The following is an 18,503-nucleotide window of genomic DNA, read 5'->3' as shown; positions in this document are numbered from 1 at the left end:
GTTAGGTCTTTCAAGTTTCACGCCATGAGTCTTATGCCTTCACTTTGGCTTCTGGGCATTCTGGCGTCTTGGCTTCTGGCACCCACTGCCAGTGCCATTACGACGGTTCGCGTGGCAACCGGACTGCAGCAGCCTCTGTTTATCACGTATGCTCCCGGAGATGCGGGACGTCTCTATATCGTGGAACGCGGAGGCCGAATCAAAGTCCTGCAGAACGGCCAGATCAGCGGGACCTTTCTGGATGTCCGTTCGCTTGTTGAAACCGGCTACGTGGAGCAGGGACTGCTGGGTCTGGCTTTCGATCCACAATTTTCCGCCAACGGAACTTTCTACATCTACTACACTCGCGGCGGCGATGGCTGGATTGTGATTTCCCGCTATCATGCCACCAACAGTGACAACGCCGACCCCGCCAGCGCTCAAATTCTGCTGACCATTCCCCACCCCTATCAAAACCACAACGGTGGCATGATCACCTTCGGTCCCGATGGCTTCTTTTACTTCGGCACCGGAGACGGCGGCAGCGGCGGCGATCCCGGCAACCGTGCACAGAGCGATACCACGCTGCTGGGTAAGCTGCTGCGGATAGATGTGCATCAAGGCTCGCCCTATGCCATCCCGCCGGATAACCCCTTCGCCAATTCGCAGGAAGGTCGCCCCGAGATCTGGGCCAAGGGATTGCGCAACCCGTGGCGCTTCAGCTTCGACCGGCAAACACACGATCTGTATATCGGCGACGTCGGACAAGACCGCTGGGAAGAAGTGGATGTTCAGCCGGCCAATGTGCGCGGCCTGCAAAATTATGGCTGGCGGCTGATGGAAGGCAATCATTGCTACAATCCGCCGCAGAACTGCGATCCCGGTGGATTGGTGCATCCGATCCATGAGTACGGCCACAATGTCGGCTGCTCCATCACCGGAGGCTATGTCTATCGCGGCTCGGCTATCCCCGATCTTGCCGGCACCTACTTCTTTGCCGACTACTGCTCCGCCCGCATCTGGTCCTTCCGTTATCAAAACGGTCAGCAGTCCGACTTTCAGGAACGCACCGCGGAACTTGCTCCGGGAGGTGGACAAACCATTCAGGCGATCTCTTCTTTCGGCGAGGATGCGCAGGGCGAACTCTACATCTGTGATCTGAATCAAGGGAGCGTGTTCAAGATTGTTCCCCGCGCCACATCGACGGGATCGGCGCGGGACGATCCGCCTACAGGCTTCCGGCTCTACGCCAATAATCCGAATCCCTTCAATCCCGTTACGCAAGTTTCCTTTGACCTCGCATCAACAGGACCGGTAGACCTCGGAGTGTACAACATCTTCGGGCAGCGCGTCGCCACCCTCGCGCATGGCGCCGAAGCCGCCGGACATCACGCGGTGACATTCGACGGCAGCCAGCTCCCTTCCGGAATCTATCTCTGCCGCCTCCGCGCCGTCCGCTTCACCGCCATCCAAAAAATGCTGCTGCTCAAATAGAGCGATACAAGAAACGGGCGAACCTTGGGTTCGCCCGCACACCTCTGCCTTCATCCTTCATCCTTCATCCTTCAAGGCTTCTTCGCCTGCGGTCCCCCATAAATACCGATCACCGAACGCGTGCCATCCGGATTCGAAAGATCCGGATCGCCGTCCTTGATTGCCGCCGCCCTGGGGACGTACTTCACGGAATCGGCGAACTGCGGATCCGCCGCTATGAACATGGCCGAGTCCACACTGCGCACATTGCCCGCGCCGTTATCCCAGACGATGTTGTGGGAGATCACCCAGCCGGCGGTATCGCTCTCCTGATTCCAGAAGCCGACGCAAGGACATACCCACTCTTTGCGCCAGCCGTTGAAGGCTAAGATGTTGTTGACCATGCGGCCGCGCGCGCCTTTGTTCCACACCGCCATGCCGCAGTTGCCGTTGTGGACCGAGATGTTGTTCTCGGCAATCATCGTGCTCGCTCCGCTGGCGATGATTCCCCAGCCGAGATTATCGACCACCGTATTGTTCCGTGCAATCACGGTCGCGGTGCCGAAGGAACCGATGCCCTTCCAGTAGTGGGAAATCCGGTTGCGCAGCACCATAGCCGTGGCATCCCACGTCACACCAATGCCGACTCCCCGCCCCGAATCAATGCCACAATCGTGGATCTGCGCCGTTGCGCCGCGATAGAGCGCCACGCCATCCCACGAGTTGCCTTTGATCATGCAATATTCGATGCGCGCGTCGCCGCCTTCCCGCACCGCCACGCCACAGATACCGATAATCGTGGAATCCTTGAAATTTTTATTCGGTCCGATCAGACAGCGGCGCAAGGTAACGGCGGATCCCTTCACCACCACCGCTGCATCCGTAGCCCGCCCGTCCGCATCGCGCACGCCGCCGGTGATCGTCATGTTCTCGATCACCGTCCCCTGCGAGTTCAGCACCAGCATACCGTAGCCTGCGCGTGTGTCCAGAATCACCTGACTGGATTTTTTCTGAGCGCGCAGATAGAGCCGCTTGGCGTCAATCACAAAACCGTATGTGGCCTTCACCTCGGTCTGCTGTTCCTGGCAATTGCCGCACAATGTCTCGGTGTACGCATGGGCTTCGGCCACATAGCGGCCCGGCGTCAGAATCAGCGTGTCGCCATCCGCCGCCGTGTTGATCGCCTGCTGCAAATCGCCGCTGACCAGAGACATATCGGCCTGGGCACTGAGAGCGAGTCCTGTTACAAACAGGGATAAAAAAACATACCTTTTCAGCATAGGCTGAAAAGGTATGTCATTTTGTCCAGAATTGCAAGTGCCGCGAGTATTCAGACCCCAAAGGGATAATAATGCCAGCCGATGTCATGGCGCATCTGCCCGTCCGAACGTCACTGCGTCCCGAGCCGGGCCCCGTGCGCAACACTCATCTGGGAAATCGACGCCCCTGTTGACTTCTCCTGAGCCGGCGGTTAAAGAGGATGAAAACGACAGGCAATAATCGAGTTGTTTTCTTCACGAATTTCGGCTTTCGCTGCACCGGGCATTTTATAGTAACTAAAGTAGTAAATAATAAGGTGCGGCGGGTTCGGCCCGGGTGTATATCGCCCGAACCGGACCCTCGCAACGGCCTTCGCCGCTGCGTGCCGTGCGGCCACGATAGCGTGGGACACGGCGCGGTGTTTTATGTAAAGCAGGGCGTGCCTGAATAAACACGCCTGCGTGTGAGCTTAACTCCCACTCCGGCTGCTGCGGCTGGTCCCTTTCTTGGGGCCGCCCTTCTTTGCCCCGCCGGATGTGGTAGATCTCTTCGTGCCGCCACTGCGCGCCGCAGACGTTGTCTTACGCGGAGCACGCGTGGTTGAAGATTTGGATTTGGGTCTCGACGTTGTGGTCGATGGGCTGCCGGCAGAACGGCCTGCCGCACGGCTCACGGGCTTGTCCTTTGTGCTGGAGGATTTTCTGGTTGAAGAACTCTTGCCCGCCGAATTGCGGGAAGAACTGGTGGCATTGCCGGTCGACCCCTTCGACAGACGGGGAGCACTGGCACCGCGTTTGGGGATCTTCGCGCCGGAACGCCGCGCTTCACTGTAGGAAATCGCGACCGCCTGCTTGACGGCTTTCTTCTTATTCGGCGGACGGGATGTGCCGATTGTGCCGGTATCCTCCCAGTCGTGCACCAACTCGCGGATGTTTTCCTGCTGCGTCTCTTTACCCTTGCCTCGTTTAAGCGGCATGATGGCATCTCCTTCCGTTCTCTCTACTACAAGCGCGCCCAGTCTCAAGCCATTGCTTGATCTCACCTATTCCAACATCAACGCACTTGCATCTAAGCAATAGGACCTAATGTATACGATTATAAAACGCATAGCCTTTTGCTCAGGTTTCCAACGGCAAAATTTTGTTCTTACGTACTACGCGGCACATAAGAATGCGAGTCTGCATGACTTATAAAAAAGCCACGCCCCTCCTCATCGGAAGGGCGTGTGAAGGGGTTGATCCGTTCAGAACGGGAAAGTGAATCACAACTCGAAAATAAGAGAGGCGTTACTCAATCTCCCGATCCGACCGCGTTACTGCAGAAGACTGTCTCGCGCGGCGGAGGAGACCTCGAAGGAGGCCAAGTCATCCGACGTGATCATATGCTCTGTCATGACCGGCAGAAGAAGTCTATCCGGGTCACAGTGAAGAAATGCGCCTGACGGAACCCGGCCTCCGCCGCTGGACGGTCCATGTGCGGGGGACAGGCCAAAAAGAAGCAATGTCCGCTGCGGTTGATTCTCAGTATGGCATTCTCGAGTGCCCTGTTTTATGGCAACCATAGAACTACCCTCGCTTCCCGCTTCAAAGATCTTGCTTATACTCTGCAGGCTCCATGTTCTGAAAACTCGCTCTCAGCAGCCCTTTATGTTTCGTCCGACTCCTCTATCAACTTACGATTGCGCATCTTCTTACTGGTACCGCCCGTGTTACGGCCTTTCGACTTCTTCTTCGCACGTTTTGGCATGACGCGTCCTCCTGATCCGTAGCTGTGGTCCATAAATCCCCCTCTTTCTGAAAAAGTACATTGAACCGCAGGCTGTTCGCAATGCCCGGAACGGCCACGGTCCCTATTTAGTACGGCAGGATTTCTCTTTTGGTTTCCGAGTTAGTCGGTGCCCGCCAAGTGCGTCGCATTGCGCGTGATGACTTGACAATCTCCATAATTTTCATTATGATGAAAAGATACTTTGCATTTGTTCGCCGTTTACGTATCGGAGAAGCGTAACGGCACTATTTTCAGTCTCTAAGATTTTTGCTTCGACACGAGACGATTGTATCACCTTTTTCTCCAAACAAGCCCTTTTCCGGAGTCTCTGGTATGAAACGCTTTGCGTTTGCCTGCACGGCACTGGCCATGGCCGCGTTGCTGTTGGCCGCATTTTGTCAACCGGTTCTGGCGGGAGATAAGATCAAGGTCGAAAAGGCCGATGATCTGCCCCGTCATACGTACAAGATCAGCATGAAAGCCGTGCAGTTTCTGGATGACAGCGCGGCCATCATGAAACTGGCGAGTGAAGTCAAGAAGGATCTGGAAGACGATCTTTCCAAGTACGACATTCAGGACAAGTCCACGCTCCAGGGCTATTATGCCTCGCTGGGCACCGTGGCATTGCTGCAGGGCAAGTATGATGTCTACCTTAATTACCTCGCCAAGCGCAAGGAACTGGAGATCAAAGAACCCATCAAGCTGACGATGGGCATGGTCGCGGTGGCGATGGTCAAGGCCAAGCAGAGCGGCAATCCCGATATGCCCGCCGCTTTCCGCACCGAACTGCGCAAACTGCTGGATCCCCTGCCCTATGACCTCGTGCAGGACAATATCAAGTCCGCCAAGGGCAGCTATGAGATGATGTCCAAGAACATGACCATCGGCGGAATGGAAGCCGGTGTGCAGCCCGTCCTCGACAAGAGCAAGGGCGAGATGAGCAAGGATATGGCCCTCGGTCTGATCGGCGCGGCGTTTACCTATCGCCAGATTCTGCCGCTCAAAGATGATGCCGCCGCCGTCTATACCGCTTACATCGACGAGAAGGCCAAGGCCGCCGCGCCGAAGCCGGACATTTGGGCTGACCGCGACGTGACGCTGACCGAAAAAGACGGTAAACCTGTCGTCATGGCCGTGTGGGACAGCGGTGTGGACGCCGACATCTTCAAGACCAAGATGTGGACCAACACCAAGGAAATCCCGAACAACAAAAAGGACGACGACAAGAACGGCTTCGTGGATGACGTGCACGGTATCGCCTGGGGTCTGCATTCGGACAAGGAAACCTCCCTGCTCTATCCCGTGGGCGATGTGAAGACCGAACGCCCCACGCTGCAGCGCCGGATGAAGGGTCTGGAAGACATCGGCTCCAACATTGACAGTCCGGAAGCGAAGGAAGTCAAGGAACTGATGAAGTCCATGCCGCCCGATTCGATGAAGCCCGTGTTCGAAAATATCGGCAAGTACGGCAACTACTGCCACGGCACCCACGTGGCGGGTATCGCCTCCCGCGGCAACGCGCTGGCGCAGATTCTTGCCGCCCGCATCACCTTTGATTATCACATGATGCCCGAACTGCCGACGGCGGAACTGGCCCAGAAGGAAGCCAAGGCCGAGAAGGCTACGGTGGAGTATTTCAAGAAGCACAACGTGCGCGTCGTCAATATGAGCTGGGGCAATTCATTGGCCAGCGTCGAAGGCGCCCTTGAAGCCAACAACTGGGGCAAGACTCCCGAAGAGCGCAAGGCTAAAGCCCGCGAGATCTTCGAGATCACCCGCGTCGCGCTGTTCGATGCTATCAAGAACGCGCCGAACATTCTGTTCGTCACCGCGGCCGGCAACGAGAACAACGACGTCAAGTTCGACGAGTTCTATCCCAGCTCCTTCGAGCTGCCCAACATGCTGACGGTGGGCGCGGTGGATCAGGCCGGCGACGAAACCAGCTTCACCAGCTTTGGCCGCACCGACGTGTACGCCAACGGTTTTGAAGTGTTGAGCTATGTCCCCGGCGGCGATGAGATGAAGCTTTCGGGCACGTCCATGTCCTCCCCGAACGTCATGAACCTCGCGGCGAAGCTCTTTGCCAAGAAGTCCGATCTGACCGTCGCGCAAGCCAAAGACCTGATCATCAAGGGCTGCGACGAGAAGAAGGCCGGCGAGCGCAAGATCATGCTCATCAACCCCAAGAAGTCTTTCGAACTTCTGGCCGGCATGGCTGCGAAGTAACGTACACTCTGCATGTGGGCAAGGGGCTTTAGCCCTTTGGCTGAATTCAAAAGAGCGCGGCGCAAGTCGCGCTCTTTCTTATGATGGACTCAACCACAAAACAAACGCGCGAAGCTCTTGCCTCGCGCGCTGCATTTCAATCATCCAGCAGGCGATCACGCCATCTCCGGTACCGGAATCATGCGGCCGTACTCGGCCAGCCACGCGTCGAATGTCTTCACCTCGGGATTCAACGTCCGCGTCAATGCCAGACTGCGTCCGCCCACGAATTGCTCGTTGAAATCGCGCTTGTACTGAAACATGTTACCCAGATCGTCCGCGCCCGGAAAACCGAAGCTGCGAAATACATCCGCCGGGACATCGTTATAGCGCACGGGTTGTCCCAGAGCCTTGCTCATGGCTTCGGCCATCTGGGCGCCGGTGAGGGCTTGACCCATAATCCCCACGGTCTTGCCGATGAACTCGCTGCCGCGCTTGAAAATTCCATAGGCACTCTTGCCGATGTCTTCCGCGCCGATTCCGGGGAGCGGTTTGCTGCCCATGGGGAAGGTGATGCCCAGCACGCCGTCTTGTCCGCGAACCGGCCCCATGCCGAAGTAGATGAAATTCTCCCAGTAAAATGAGGTGTTGAGAAAGGTGGTCGGCACGCCGAGGTCGGTGAAGAAATGATTGCTCTCGCCCTTGCCGTCGAAATGCGGCACCTTGTATTTTTCATGCAGCGTCGGCATACGGTTGTCACTCAGCGGCACGAGGTTGCGCGTGTCTTCGAGCGTGGACCAGATAACGTGCTTCACATTCGCGGCCTTCGCCGCCGTGGCCATATTCTTCACCTGAGCAATCTCCTTCTCGGCGGAGAAATGCTCCCAGAAATTGGTCACGCAAAACGCGCCATACGCGCCCTTGAAGGCCGCCGTCAGACTGTTCACATCATCCAGATCGGCCGCCACCACGTCCACTCCTGCCGCCTTCAGCGCCTTGGCCTTGTCCGAGTTCACATTGCGCGTGATTGCCCGCGCCACAAACTCTCCGCTCTTGTCATTCAGAATCGCTTGCACCAGTCCGCCGCCCTGTGCGCCGGTGGCTCTGATAACCGCAATAATCTTCTTCTGGGCCATAAGATTCCTTTCATGAATTCGTACCGACTGATTCCTACCAACCACCAAATGTGTCAATTCTACGCAGACGCACCGCTCCCGGTTCCGCAGACTCTCTTTCGAGGCGGCGCGGCGCGGCACGCTATGTACACCTTGATGTCCATTGAAGTATGAAGTGCCGTGCATAATCTATCGAAAACTCTTGACAATCGGTGCGGAGCCTTACTATCTTAAAGGATCTTGGGAAAAGAGCCTGTTCGCCTTGGAGTCACCATGAAGCAGTCTTCTATTTTATTAATTATATTTTTATTAACTGGCCTGACCCTTTCCCATGCCGAGATTCCGCTGACCCTTGAAGCCACCATCCAACTTCCTGCCTCCGGCGGCTGGGACGTGCAGCACTGGATGACTGACTCCACGTTTGGCTGGGCGTGCATTGCCGGAACTACGATCTGTTACGTTCGGCAGTTGGGAGATTCGATGCAGCAATTTCCCGCCCCGCAGCAAGCGTGGGATCCAAACGCCTATCCAGACATTCTCACTCCCTACCCCATTACACCTCGCGAACTTCGCCTGCTCCGCATGGACACAGATTCCAACCGCGCGTACGTGCTTCTCGAAAGCCGCGGGTATCTTGTGGTCATGCCCGACAATGAGTACTGTGTCTTCTCACTCTTTGATCTTACGACCCGGCAAGCCATGGACACATTCTGGACACCGGGCAACCAGACATACAGCATGGGAGGAGCGTATCACCAAACCGTTGTCACGATTCAAGATCTGAGCGTTTGGCCGCCCCCGCCAACGTTCTCCTCTGTCCTGTCCTTCACATCTATTCAGACTACCAATGGCGAATCGCCCGGAGGGTATTCTTGGGGCGACCACTTCGGCGGACTCGTCTATGCGGACGTGAACAGCCTCCCGTCACGGGCTCTAGTATCCGTAACACCGGCGGATCGCGCTGTCCCCTTTGTCCCGGCAAGCCCTTCCCGGTTAGCTTTGTTTGGCCGTTCAGCGCATGCATTCCAGAATGAAGAAGGTCAAGGCACCGCAACAGACACGTGTTGGGTCAATACCTATCGATCAGTGCCGGGCGCCAGCCCACGGCATTACCTGACGACGGACATATGTGCCACAGCGCGCATTGCCGCTCAGCAAGATGCCGACGGCACCTCGCGCATCATCGCGCGCGATGACAACCGGGTCTGGGCTGTGGATGCCACAACGTATGCGCCACTCTGGCAAAGCAATACGATCGCAGGCGATATTTACACCGCAGAACTTGCGGGCAGCGGCGATGAACGCCTGCTGTCTTTTGACAGCACAGCGCACCGTTTTCGCGTGTATGACGCCGCCAGCGGCGCTTTTCTCGATGAAACCGCTCCGGTCCTCGGCACCCTTGACCATCTTATCAAGCGCCCCGATCATCTCGCAGAGATCGTCACCCGTGAGGGCAACACGGTGCGGGTCTACACCTCGGGTCTGGCTCTCCCCGCTGCTTTGACCTGTTACTATCTGCCCGAAAGCAATCTGCTGCGCCTGCGCTGGCGTGCCGTAGCCATGGCTCAAGGCTACGGGATTTACGCGGCAGAGTCCGCCGACGGAGACTATGTGCAGATCGCACAGGTGGCCACCGGTGTGCTGTCTTATGATCTCCCACCGCAGGATACCCAGCGCTTCTTCCGCGTCACCGCCGAGTACCCCTCACGCTAACCCAAGGACCATGTGCATGAGACGCACCGTACTGCTGATGATCATCCTATTCTCCTTCTGCCTTGCGGCCCACGCCGAAATATCCCTCATGCTGGAGGCCACGATCCAACTGCCCCAAATGGACTACGCTGATGGCTGGGATGTTCAGCACTGGATGAGCGACTCCACCTTCGGTTGGGTACATTCCAGACATGATACAGTACTGTACTGCCCCCAACTTGGGGACACGGTCATAACATGCATCCTTCCGGGACAAACACATTGGCCTCATTACTACCTGCATCTGATTCGGGTGCCCGGCCTTTCGACGCATGCATGCGTCATCGGAGCAAACTACCAATCGTATGAGGATGATGATGAGACGCTCCTCGCCTCCTTCGATCTCACCGCCGGTCAGTTGCTCGATGCGCTCTCCTTCGGCTACTCCGGGTCGTTTGGGCAAGGCATGTACTGGGAAAGCTACGGCGAATCCATTGCGTCGTTGCTCCCTTGGCCGCCGCCCCCCGCCCCTTCCGGAACGGTCGCCGTAACCGTGATGCACCGCGAACACTCCGAGAGCGATGGCGGGCACTGGACACGTTCGCGAACTGAGTCCTACGGCTCGCTTTATTTCTACAATCCGACCTCGTTTGACGTCCCCCAATTCAATGCCGGCTGTGGCGACGAGGTAAGCGCATTCATGGAGTCCGACCCCACCCGGTTTGTCTACAATGGGTCGCACCACCTTAGCACGGATTACGACTACGAACACAGCTTCGACAGTTGCCTCGTGAATACGCTCATTCCGGTCAATTCGCAGGGAGCGCCGAATTACGCCTTAGGGTGTGATGGGACGATTGCGCAACAGGATGCGGACGGCACAGAGCGCGTGATTGTCTACAGCAAGGGCTACCCGTACCGCGTGCAAACGCTCGATCCGGATGACTACTCGATTCTATGGCAGGACACTACGGTTGCCACTTCTCTCTATTCGGCGCGATTGGGCGACAGCGGCAACGAGCGTCTGCTGGCCTATCAGGCACAGACGCACCGCTTCCATGTCTATGACGCCGCCAACGGCTTGTTTCTGGACAGCACCGCCAACATGCTCGGCAATCTGCAATACCTCATCAAGCGCCCCGGTTTCCTGTCCGAGTTCGTGACCTGTGATTCGGCCACCATGACGGTCCGCGTCTACACGACAGCCCAGCCGGACCCGATGGCGCTGACCTGCAGCTTCATCCCCGAAAGCAATCTCATCCACCTGTCCTGGCCCGACCTCGGCGCCACCCAGTACTACATCTACTCCTCGCCCACGCCCGGTTCCACAGAAACCCTCGAAGCCATTGTGCCCGCACCGCAGCATAGCTATGATCTGACCCCACAGGGCAACAAGCGCTTCTACTTCGTCACGGCGGAGTAACCCGCCCACTAACCAAGGACCGCCAGATATGAGACGAACCTTAGCACTGCTGCTGATCATCGAGGTGACACTCTGCCTTACCGCCCGCGCAGAGATCCCCCTGAACCTGAAGGCTTCCTTCTATGTTCCGTCGGCGTGGGGTCTCGACGTCCAACACTGGGTGAGTGACACAACCTTCGGCTGGGCAGCCCTCAATGCGGATACGATAGTGTACTGCCCGGCAGTGGGCGACTCCATCCGAAGATGGCTCATATCGGACAGCCTGTTCTCCTATAGCGGACTTCCGTTGCATCCACAGCACAATGCAGTCAAACTGCTGCGCCTGAATGTCCAACCGGACCATCTGTATGTCGTATTGCACAGCCAAGCGGAGGACGAATTTGGGGTCATTCGATTACTGTACCTCTTCTTGATTGATCTCACCACAGGCCAAGTCCGCGGAGCGTATAGTTGCACCGGAAGCCGCTGGGAGGACTATGGCATGTACAGCTACAGCGAAATGCGCACCCTCGACAAGATTCTTCCGTGGCCGCCGCCCCCCGAAACCGCGCAAGACATATTTGTCATTTACCGTGAGACAGACGCCGATCGCTGGGACGGTGGTGCGGAGTATCCGGCAGCAACGAATCGTACGGACAAGTCCTGCGAGCCAACGTGTCAAGCGGAGGCTTCGGCCCATCACCCATCTGCTCAGGAATTGATATCTCCCCCTTCGTCAGCCCCGGCCAGAACCGCTTCGTCGTGACCGGCCAGCATCACTATCTGTGGACCAGCAGCGACGGCGGCAACGAACGTTACGATTCCTGCTGGGTGAATGGATATGACCGCGCCTCAGGTCTGACCAGCCGTGACTACAGTGTCGGGTGCCTGACGGCGCTTGCCCAGCAGGACGGAGACGGCACCGGTCGCATTCTTGGACGAAGCGGCGACGGAGCGCTGGCGTTCGATGCCACCACCCATGCATTGCTGTGGCAGGATTCCATCCTTCACGGAGGCCTTTACACCGGAACCATCGGGGGATGCGGTAATGAAAGGCTGCTGGTCTACGGCGCATCTCCAAACCGCTTCCGCGTCTATGATGCCTCGGATGGTTCATTCATAGACAGTACGTCCCGCATCACGGGAGTGCTGCAGTCCATTATCAAACGCCCGATGCATCCGGCGGAATTCATGACATGGGTGCCGGACGAGCATACGGTAAATATTTACACCACCGCCCAGCCGGACCCGATGGCGCTGACCTGCAGCTTCATCCCCGAAAGCAATCTTATCCACCTGGCCTGGCCCGACCTCGGCGCCACCCAGTACTACATCTACTCCTCATCCACGCCCGGCACCATCGAGACCCTTGAAGCCACCATCCCCGCACCGCAGCACAGCTACGATCTGACGCCACAGGGTGCCAAACGCTTCTACCATGTCACCGCCGAATACTCCACACAATGAGGATCCTTGCCTCGGCAAAAAGGAAAATTGTAATCGTACACGTCGAGTCACATTAACTCTAAGCACTTGACAGATAGCTCTATGCAGCCTGTAGCCGGGCGGGTTTTCCTTGGGGAGGCTCGCCCGGCTTTTTTGGTGATGCGGATTTTCCACTTGTTAAACAATTGAAATTGAATTAAATTCTTCTTCATGCGGTGGAACTGCTCGTTCCGCCAAGGACTGTATACCGCGTTGTCCGGAATTCACCTCATTTTCGCCCACCGATACGCTACACCCCGACCCGCCTGAGGACCTGCCCATGAAGCGTTTTTCTCTCGCTGTGGTGCTCACTTTGTGCCTGCCGATGCTGCTGATGGCCGCCCAACACGTGCTGACCGGTCAGACCCGGCCACAGGACGTTACGGTGACGGTGCTCGAATCCAGCGCCGCCCGCACCGTAGTGCGCTTTGATGTGGACGGCTTCACGCGGGATGACATCCAGATCGCCGGGCAGGACTACGTGACTCTGACGTGCGGGCATGAGTCGGTGCGACTGGAGGCCGGAGCGCCTGCTCTGCCGCGCCTGTCCCGCAGCATCGTAATTCCCGATGATGCCGACATGCAGATCCGCATGATCTCCTCCGACTATGTGGACTACACCAGCACGCCCGTTGCGCCTTCCAAGGGCAATTTGCTGCGGACGGTGGATCCCGCCACAGTGGCGTATGTCTTCGGCCCGGTCTATCAGCAGGCGGCATGGTATCCCCGGGATCTCGCCTCACTGCGCACACCCTATGTCCTGCGGGACCTGCGCGGCGCTGTAATCGACCTCAATGCTTTCCAGTACAATCCCGCTCTGCAGACGCTGCGCGTCTACACCTCGGTGACGGTGGAAATCAGCGCCGCAGGGTATGGCGGCGAGAACATGCTCGCTCGCGTTCGCCCCTTCCGCAAGGTGGATCCCGAGTTCGAAAGGATCTATCAGCGCCACTTCCTGAACTACGACCACACGGCGCTGCTCTACACTCCGGTGCCGGAAAACGGCGAGATGCTGATCATCTGCTACGACGCCTTCCGCACGGCCATCGTGCCCTTTGCCAACTGGAAAATTCAGAAGGGCATCCCCACAACCATTGTGAACGTGTCCGCCATCGGTAACACCGCCACGGCGATCCGGGCGTACATTCAGAATTTCTACAACACACACGACCTCGGCTACGTGCTGCTGGTGGGAGACGCCGAGCAGATTGCGACCCCCACCGCCTCCACCGGCTCCTCCGATCCGACATACTCCAAACTGGCAGGAAGCGATGATTATCCCGACGTGTTTGTCGGGCGGTTTTCTGCGGCCAGTGTGGCGGATGTGCAGACGCAGGTGGAACGCAGCGTCGAATATGAACGCGACGCCCAGGCCGGCGCGGCCTGGTACCACGCCGGAACCTGCATCGGATCGGATCAGGGACCTGGGCACAACGGCGGGGAATATGATTACGTGCATGAAGGCAACCTGCGCGCCGATCTGCTGAATTTCACCTACACCGCCATCGACCAGATCTTCGATCCGGGCGCCACAGCGGCGCAGGTCAGCGCCGCGCTGAATGCGGGCCGCAGCATCATCAACTATACCGGACATGGCAGCCAGACCAGTTGGGGCACCACAGGTTTCTCCAACAGCAATGTGGCCGCGCTGACCAATGATAACCTACTGCCGTTTATCTTCAGCGTTGCCTGTGTGAACGGACAATTTGCGGGCGCAACCTGTTTTGCAGAAGCCTGGATGCGCTCGACCCGCGGCGGTCAGCCGATCGGCGCAATTGCCACCTACATGTCGTCCATCAACCAGTCGTGGAATCCCCCGATGGACGCGCAGGATGAAGAGACCGATCTGCTCCTCGCCCGCGCCAAGACCACCGTCGGCGGTTTGTGCTACAATTCTTCCTGCCGCATGATGGATTTGAACCCGGGCGTCGACGGCGCGGACATGTTCAACACGTGGCAGATTTTCGGAGATCCGTCACTGCAGATCCGCACGGCGACTCCCGTCGCTATGGCCGTCTCCCATGATGGACAGATCCCCTTCGGGCAACCCTCCTATGCCGTATCCGTGAATGGCGTGCCGGGCGCGCTCTGTGCCCTGTCCCTGGCCGGAGTGCTGTACGGCGCGGCTTACACCGATGCCACAGGAAGTGCGGTCATCACCATCAACGGCGACCTGCCGACAGGCCAGAATGTCGTCCTGACCGTCACCGCCTTCAACAAGCTGACGTTCCTTGCCGACATACCGGTCATCGCCTCCGGTCCCGATGTGTATCCGCCGACGATTTCCTTCGTGCCACTGCCGACCACCAGCGATGCGGCCGGTCCCTACGTGCTGCGCGCCACCATTCGTGACTATTCAGGCATCGCCGGCGCCATCTTCCATTACAGTTTCGACAGCACGACGTTCAACACCCAGCCCATGGTGCGTGACACAGGCTTTTCCTGGACGGCAAGCTGCGGCGGCTATCCGGCGGGAACCCGTCTATTCTACTATGTCACTGCCACGGACTCGTCGGAAAACCACAATCCGGCGACAAGCCCAGTTTATCAGTTCTCCGTGCTCGGCGTACTCTTTTCCGACAATATGGAATCGGGCGCGGGTGAGTGGACTGTCGGCGCGATTCAGACCGGCTGGATGGACCAGTGGCATGTTTCGGCTGCGCGCAGTCACAGCGCGGGCCATGCCTGGAAGTTCGGTGACACCGGAACGGGGGGCTATGCCAGTCACGCTTACGGCGGCCTGGTCAGCCCGGCCATCTTCCTTGCGGGAGATGCCACACTCACTTTCTGGCACCTGATCCGCGCCGAGCGCTCGGCAACGTACGCCGATTCCGCCTACGACGGCGGCGCGGTGGATATTTCCGTGGACAGCGCGGCCTGGCAGCAATTAACCGCTCTGAGCCCCGGCTACAACAAATACACGCGCGGCACATCCTCCTATTCCGGTCCCTTTGCCGGACGCACACCTGTCTACTCGGACAGCCTCGACTGGACACAGGTGAGTATGAACCTCGCGGCGTTCACCGGCCATTCGGTGCGGCTGCGTTTTCGCTTCGGCAGTGACAATGCCACGGCTCGCGAAGGTTGGTACATCGATGACGTTGCGCTGCTCTGGATGCCGCCTGAACCGCAAACCCCCGGCGCGGTGACCAATCTGACCATCGTTACGGACGAGGCCAACACCACCTTGTATTGGGCCCCCACCGGCGCGCCATTCTACAAGATCTACAGCGCGGCGAACGCAAGCGGACCCTTCACCGACCTGGAAGGAACCACCTCCGCGGCAAGCTTCGCCATGCCCGCGCACCAACTGCAACGCTTCTACTTCGTGGTGGCATCCTCCCTCCCCTGATCCGGATGGATGCTCAAGATTCATGCCCGCTTTTCGTTCTCGCTTTTTCGCTTTGGCCCTTTGTTTTCTGCTTTCCCTGGAAGATATATGAAACTGCATTTTGGGCTGCTATTTCTGATTCTGTGGTTTGGCGTTTTGACCGTAGAAGCCGCACCGCGCCAGTGCGTACTGGTTGAGGAGTTCACCAACTCGGGATGCTCCGCCTGTTCGCTGTACAATCCGGGGATCCGCACGGTGATCACCGCGATGACGCGTGACACCTGTGTAAGCATCAACTACCATGCGTGGTGGCCCAGCACCGACGATCCATTCTACCAATGGAATGCGGCGGAAGCACAGGCCCGGACCAACTATTACGGCGTCTGGGATGTTCCGGCTCTGTTTGTGGACTATCTGCTGCAACCGGACATGTCTCAAGCCGACTCACTGAGCGCCGCCATTCGCGCCCGCTATGCCGTGTCGTCGCCTTGCACCCTCTCCGTGGCGGCAGCGATGGGCACCGGCAACACCTTTCGCTTCGTCGCCTCAGTGACTGCCGATGAAGCCATGACCGGGAGTGACAACCGCCTGTTTGTAGCGTTGGTCAATGACGTGATCACCTATTCGACGCCTCCCGGACCCAATGGCGAGCTATCCTTTCCCGAGCCGTTCCGGGATGTGTATCCCGATGCCAGCACCGGCCAGGGATTTTCCCTTGCTGCCGGACAGACCTATCACATGGCGGGAACGCTCAACGCCAACTCCTTCTGGCCGCTGGGGAACTGCACCGTGATTGCCTATGTGCAGAATGTCTCCACGCGGGAAATTCTGCAAGCCACATGGAAGCACATCGGCTCCAGTTCCGGTACGATTTCTCTGACGGCTCCCAACGGCGGCGAGCAGTGGTACGCGGGAGAATCCCACACGATCACGTGGACGTCGGGTCTTACGACGACTATGAACATCGAGCTGCTCCGGGATTCCACCACCGGCGCCTGGGAAACCATCGCCGCCAATGTGCCCAATACGGGCAGCTACACCTGGACGGTGACGTCCCCGGGCAGTGCTGCCGCGCGGATTCGCCTGTCCGGCGCCACACAGATGCTGGTGGCCGACACCTCTGCTGCGGTCTTCAGCATCGGCGGCGTGGCTGTTACAATGCCGAACGGCGGAGAAACCTGGACCGCGGGCGATGTCGACACCATTCGCTGGCTTGCGCCCGCCATGACCGAAGCCGTGCGCGTGGAATTGAACCGCACCTATCCGGGCGGAGCATGGGAGACCATTGCCGCCAGTACGCCGAATAGCGGCATGTTCCCTTGGACCGTCACCACGCCGCTTTCCACTGCCGCGCGCCTGCGGGTCCAGGGCACGGTACATCCTCTGGCCGGCGACACCTCAAATGCAAGCTTTACCCTCACCGCACGGCAGATTACGCTGACCGCACCCAATGGCGGTGAGACGTACGTCGCGGGGCAGACCGGCATGATCCGCTGGACGTCGCTGAATCTTTCCGGTTCGGTGGATATTCATCTGAACCGCAACTATCCGACAGGATCATGGGAATTGATCGGCAGCAACCTTCCCGACAGCGGCTCCTATGCCTGGCACGTTCTGCCTCCCGGCAGCGTGTTGGCCCGCATTCGCGTGACCAGTGAAGTGTATCCTTCCGCGATGGATTTTTCCGCCACCAATTTCGTGATTCAGGAGCCCAACCTCGCCCCGGTGCTCCGCCATACGCCGCTGCACGACATCACCCCGCATACCGGAACCGTCGTGGCAAACGCCTACGATCCGGGAGCCACGCTGTCCATCGCTTCCGTGAAGATGTTCTACCGGAAACGGGGATTGGCCTCTTTCGATTCTCTCTTGCTTCCTGCAACAGCCAACTATCAGGAATATTCGGCCAGCCTCGCGTCGCTGACCGAAGGCACCTACGACTACTACCTGCGCGCTGCCGATGACGGCGGACTGACCGCGTTTGTGCCGGCCAATGCCCCCACGGGCCTCTACCGCTTCAATGTCTATTCACCGGGTCCGCAGACTCTGGCCTATGACGACGGCACGGCGGAGAGCTTCAACTGGGTGACCGCGCCCGACAGCCTGCGTTATCAGTGGGCGGTAAAATTCGGTCCGGTCACCACTCCCTACGCCTTGTGCGGCGCGCAGATTGCCATTTCGCGCCGCCTTCCCGAACAGACCCACACGCCAATTAAGGTGACGATCTACGCCGCCGATGGCCCCGGCGGCCTGCCCGGGACGGTGATCTACAGCCGCCTTGCCGGATCCGTGGGCAACGTCGTTGGCGGACTCCCCACAGGCACCAACTGGACCACCGTCACCTTCAAGGACACGCTGGGCACCGCGCCCATTATTCGCGTTCCGGAGTTCTACATTGCGGTGGCCAACAATGAGTTCGGCAGCTATGAAGCCTTTGGCCGCGACGCCAACGGCGCGCGCAATCACCGCTCCTACTTCTTCGATGCCTGCGAAAATCACTGGCATAGCGAAGATGACAGCGTGGTGAGCACCAATGCCCATCCCGGCAACCGGATGATCCGGGCTAACGGCGCTCCCTTCGGCCTTACCGCCTATCGCAACGGAAATGACGTCGTGCTGCGGTGGGCGAATCTGGGTGCGCCCCACTATCGCGTTTATAGTTCAGCCACCCCCAGTGGGCCGTTCAACACGCTTGAAGGGACCGCTGCGACCAATAGTTACACGATTGTCAATGGGGCCAATACCAACGCCATTCGCTTTTACGAGGTGTCGCCCATCGCGAATTAGACCACCG

The 18,503-nt window shown here is 58.4% G+C and carries 11 protein-coding genes; 9 read left to right on the top strand and 2 right to left on the bottom strand.

Annotation, left to right across the window (positions count from 1 at the left end):
* Positions 1-33 precede the first annotated feature (33 nt).
* Positions 34-1,473, top strand: coding sequence for a PQQ-dependent sugar dehydrogenase (locus VGL38_13135; protein HEY3296365.1), 1,440 nt, complete (start codon positions 34-36; stop codon positions 1,471-1,473).
* Between the two features lie 71 nt (positions 1,474-1,544).
* On the opposite strand, the gene VGL38_13130 is transcribed toward VGL38_13135, so the two are convergent.
* Positions 1,545-2,666, bottom strand: a complete 1,122-nt coding sequence (locus VGL38_13130) for a right-handed parallel beta-helix repeat-containing protein (GenBank protein HEY3296364.1) — start codon at positions 2,664-2,666, stop codon at positions 1,545-1,547.
* Between the two features lie 642 nt (positions 2,667-3,308).
* Here VGL38_13130 and VGL38_13125 point away from each other — a divergent pair.
* Both VGL38_13125 and VGL38_13120 read left to right on the top strand, forming a co-directional pair.
* The gene (locus tag VGL38_13125) at positions 3,309-3,545 is read left to right on the top strand and encodes a hypothetical protein (GenBank protein HEY3296363.1); all 237 of its coding nucleotides are present in this window, start codon (positions 3,309-3,311) and stop codon (positions 3,543-3,545) included.
* 1,267 nt (positions 3,546-4,812) lie between these two features.
* Positions 4,813-6,705 carry a S8 family serine peptidase gene (locus tag VGL38_13120; GenBank protein HEY3296362.1) on the top strand — a complete coding sequence of 631 codons (1,893 nt, stop codon included), beginning with the start codon at positions 4,813-4,815 and terminating at the stop codon, positions 6,703-6,705.
* 155 nt (positions 6,706-6,860) lie between these two features.
* Here VGL38_13120 and VGL38_13115 read toward each other — a convergent pair whose 3' ends face one another.
* On the bottom strand, positions 6,861-7,820 hold the full coding sequence (locus tag VGL38_13115) for an NmrA/HSCARG family protein (protein ID HEY3296361.1): 960 nt from the start codon (positions 7,818-7,820) through the stop codon (positions 6,861-6,863).
* Between the two features lie 252 nt (positions 7,821-8,072).
* On the opposite strand from VGL38_13115, the gene VGL38_13110 reads away from it, so the two are divergent.
* From VGL38_13110 to VGL38_13085, 6 genes are all read left to right on the top strand, one after another.
* Positions 8,073-9,512 (top strand): hypothetical protein, encoded by a 1,440-nt coding sequence (locus VGL38_13110; GenBank protein ID HEY3296360.1) that lies wholly within the window; start codon positions 8,073-8,075, stop codon positions 9,510-9,512.
* A gap of 16 nt (positions 9,513-9,528) precedes the next feature.
* A complete protein-coding gene (locus VGL38_13105) occupies positions 9,529-10,914 on the top strand; it encodes a hypothetical protein (GenBank protein HEY3296359.1) in 1,386 nt (461 codons plus the stop codon).
* A gap of 28 nt (positions 10,915-10,942) precedes the next feature.
* Entirely contained in the window at positions 10,943-11,659 is a 717-nt protein-coding gene (locus VGL38_13100) for a hypothetical protein (protein ID HEY3296358.1), read from the top strand.
* A complete protein-coding gene (locus VGL38_13095) occupies positions 11,656-12,360 on the top strand; it encodes a hypothetical protein (protein ID HEY3296357.1) in 705 nt (234 codons plus the stop codon). The genes VGL38_13100 and VGL38_13095 overlap by 4 nt, the downstream gene beginning before the upstream one ends.
* Positions 12,361-12,658: 298 nt before the next feature.
* Positions 12,659-15,730 (top strand): C25 family cysteine peptidase, encoded by a 3,072-nt coding sequence (locus VGL38_13090; protein HEY3296356.1) that lies wholly within the window; start codon positions 12,659-12,661, stop codon positions 15,728-15,730.
* 87 nt (positions 15,731-15,817) lie between these two features.
* Positions 15,818-18,496, top strand: coding sequence for a Ser-Thr-rich GPI-anchored membrane family protein (locus VGL38_13085; GenBank protein ID HEY3296355.1), 2,679 nt, complete (start codon positions 15,818-15,820; stop codon positions 18,494-18,496).
* The last annotated feature ends 7 nt before the right edge of the window (positions 18,497-18,503 follow it).

Source organism: bacterium, from assembly GCA_036504735.1.
Lineage (GTDB): Bacteria > Electryoneota > RPQS01 > RPQS01 > RPQS01 > DASXUQ01.
Note: the sequence above shows the minus strand (reverse complement) of the source record. Positions and strands in the feature narration are given on the sequence as shown.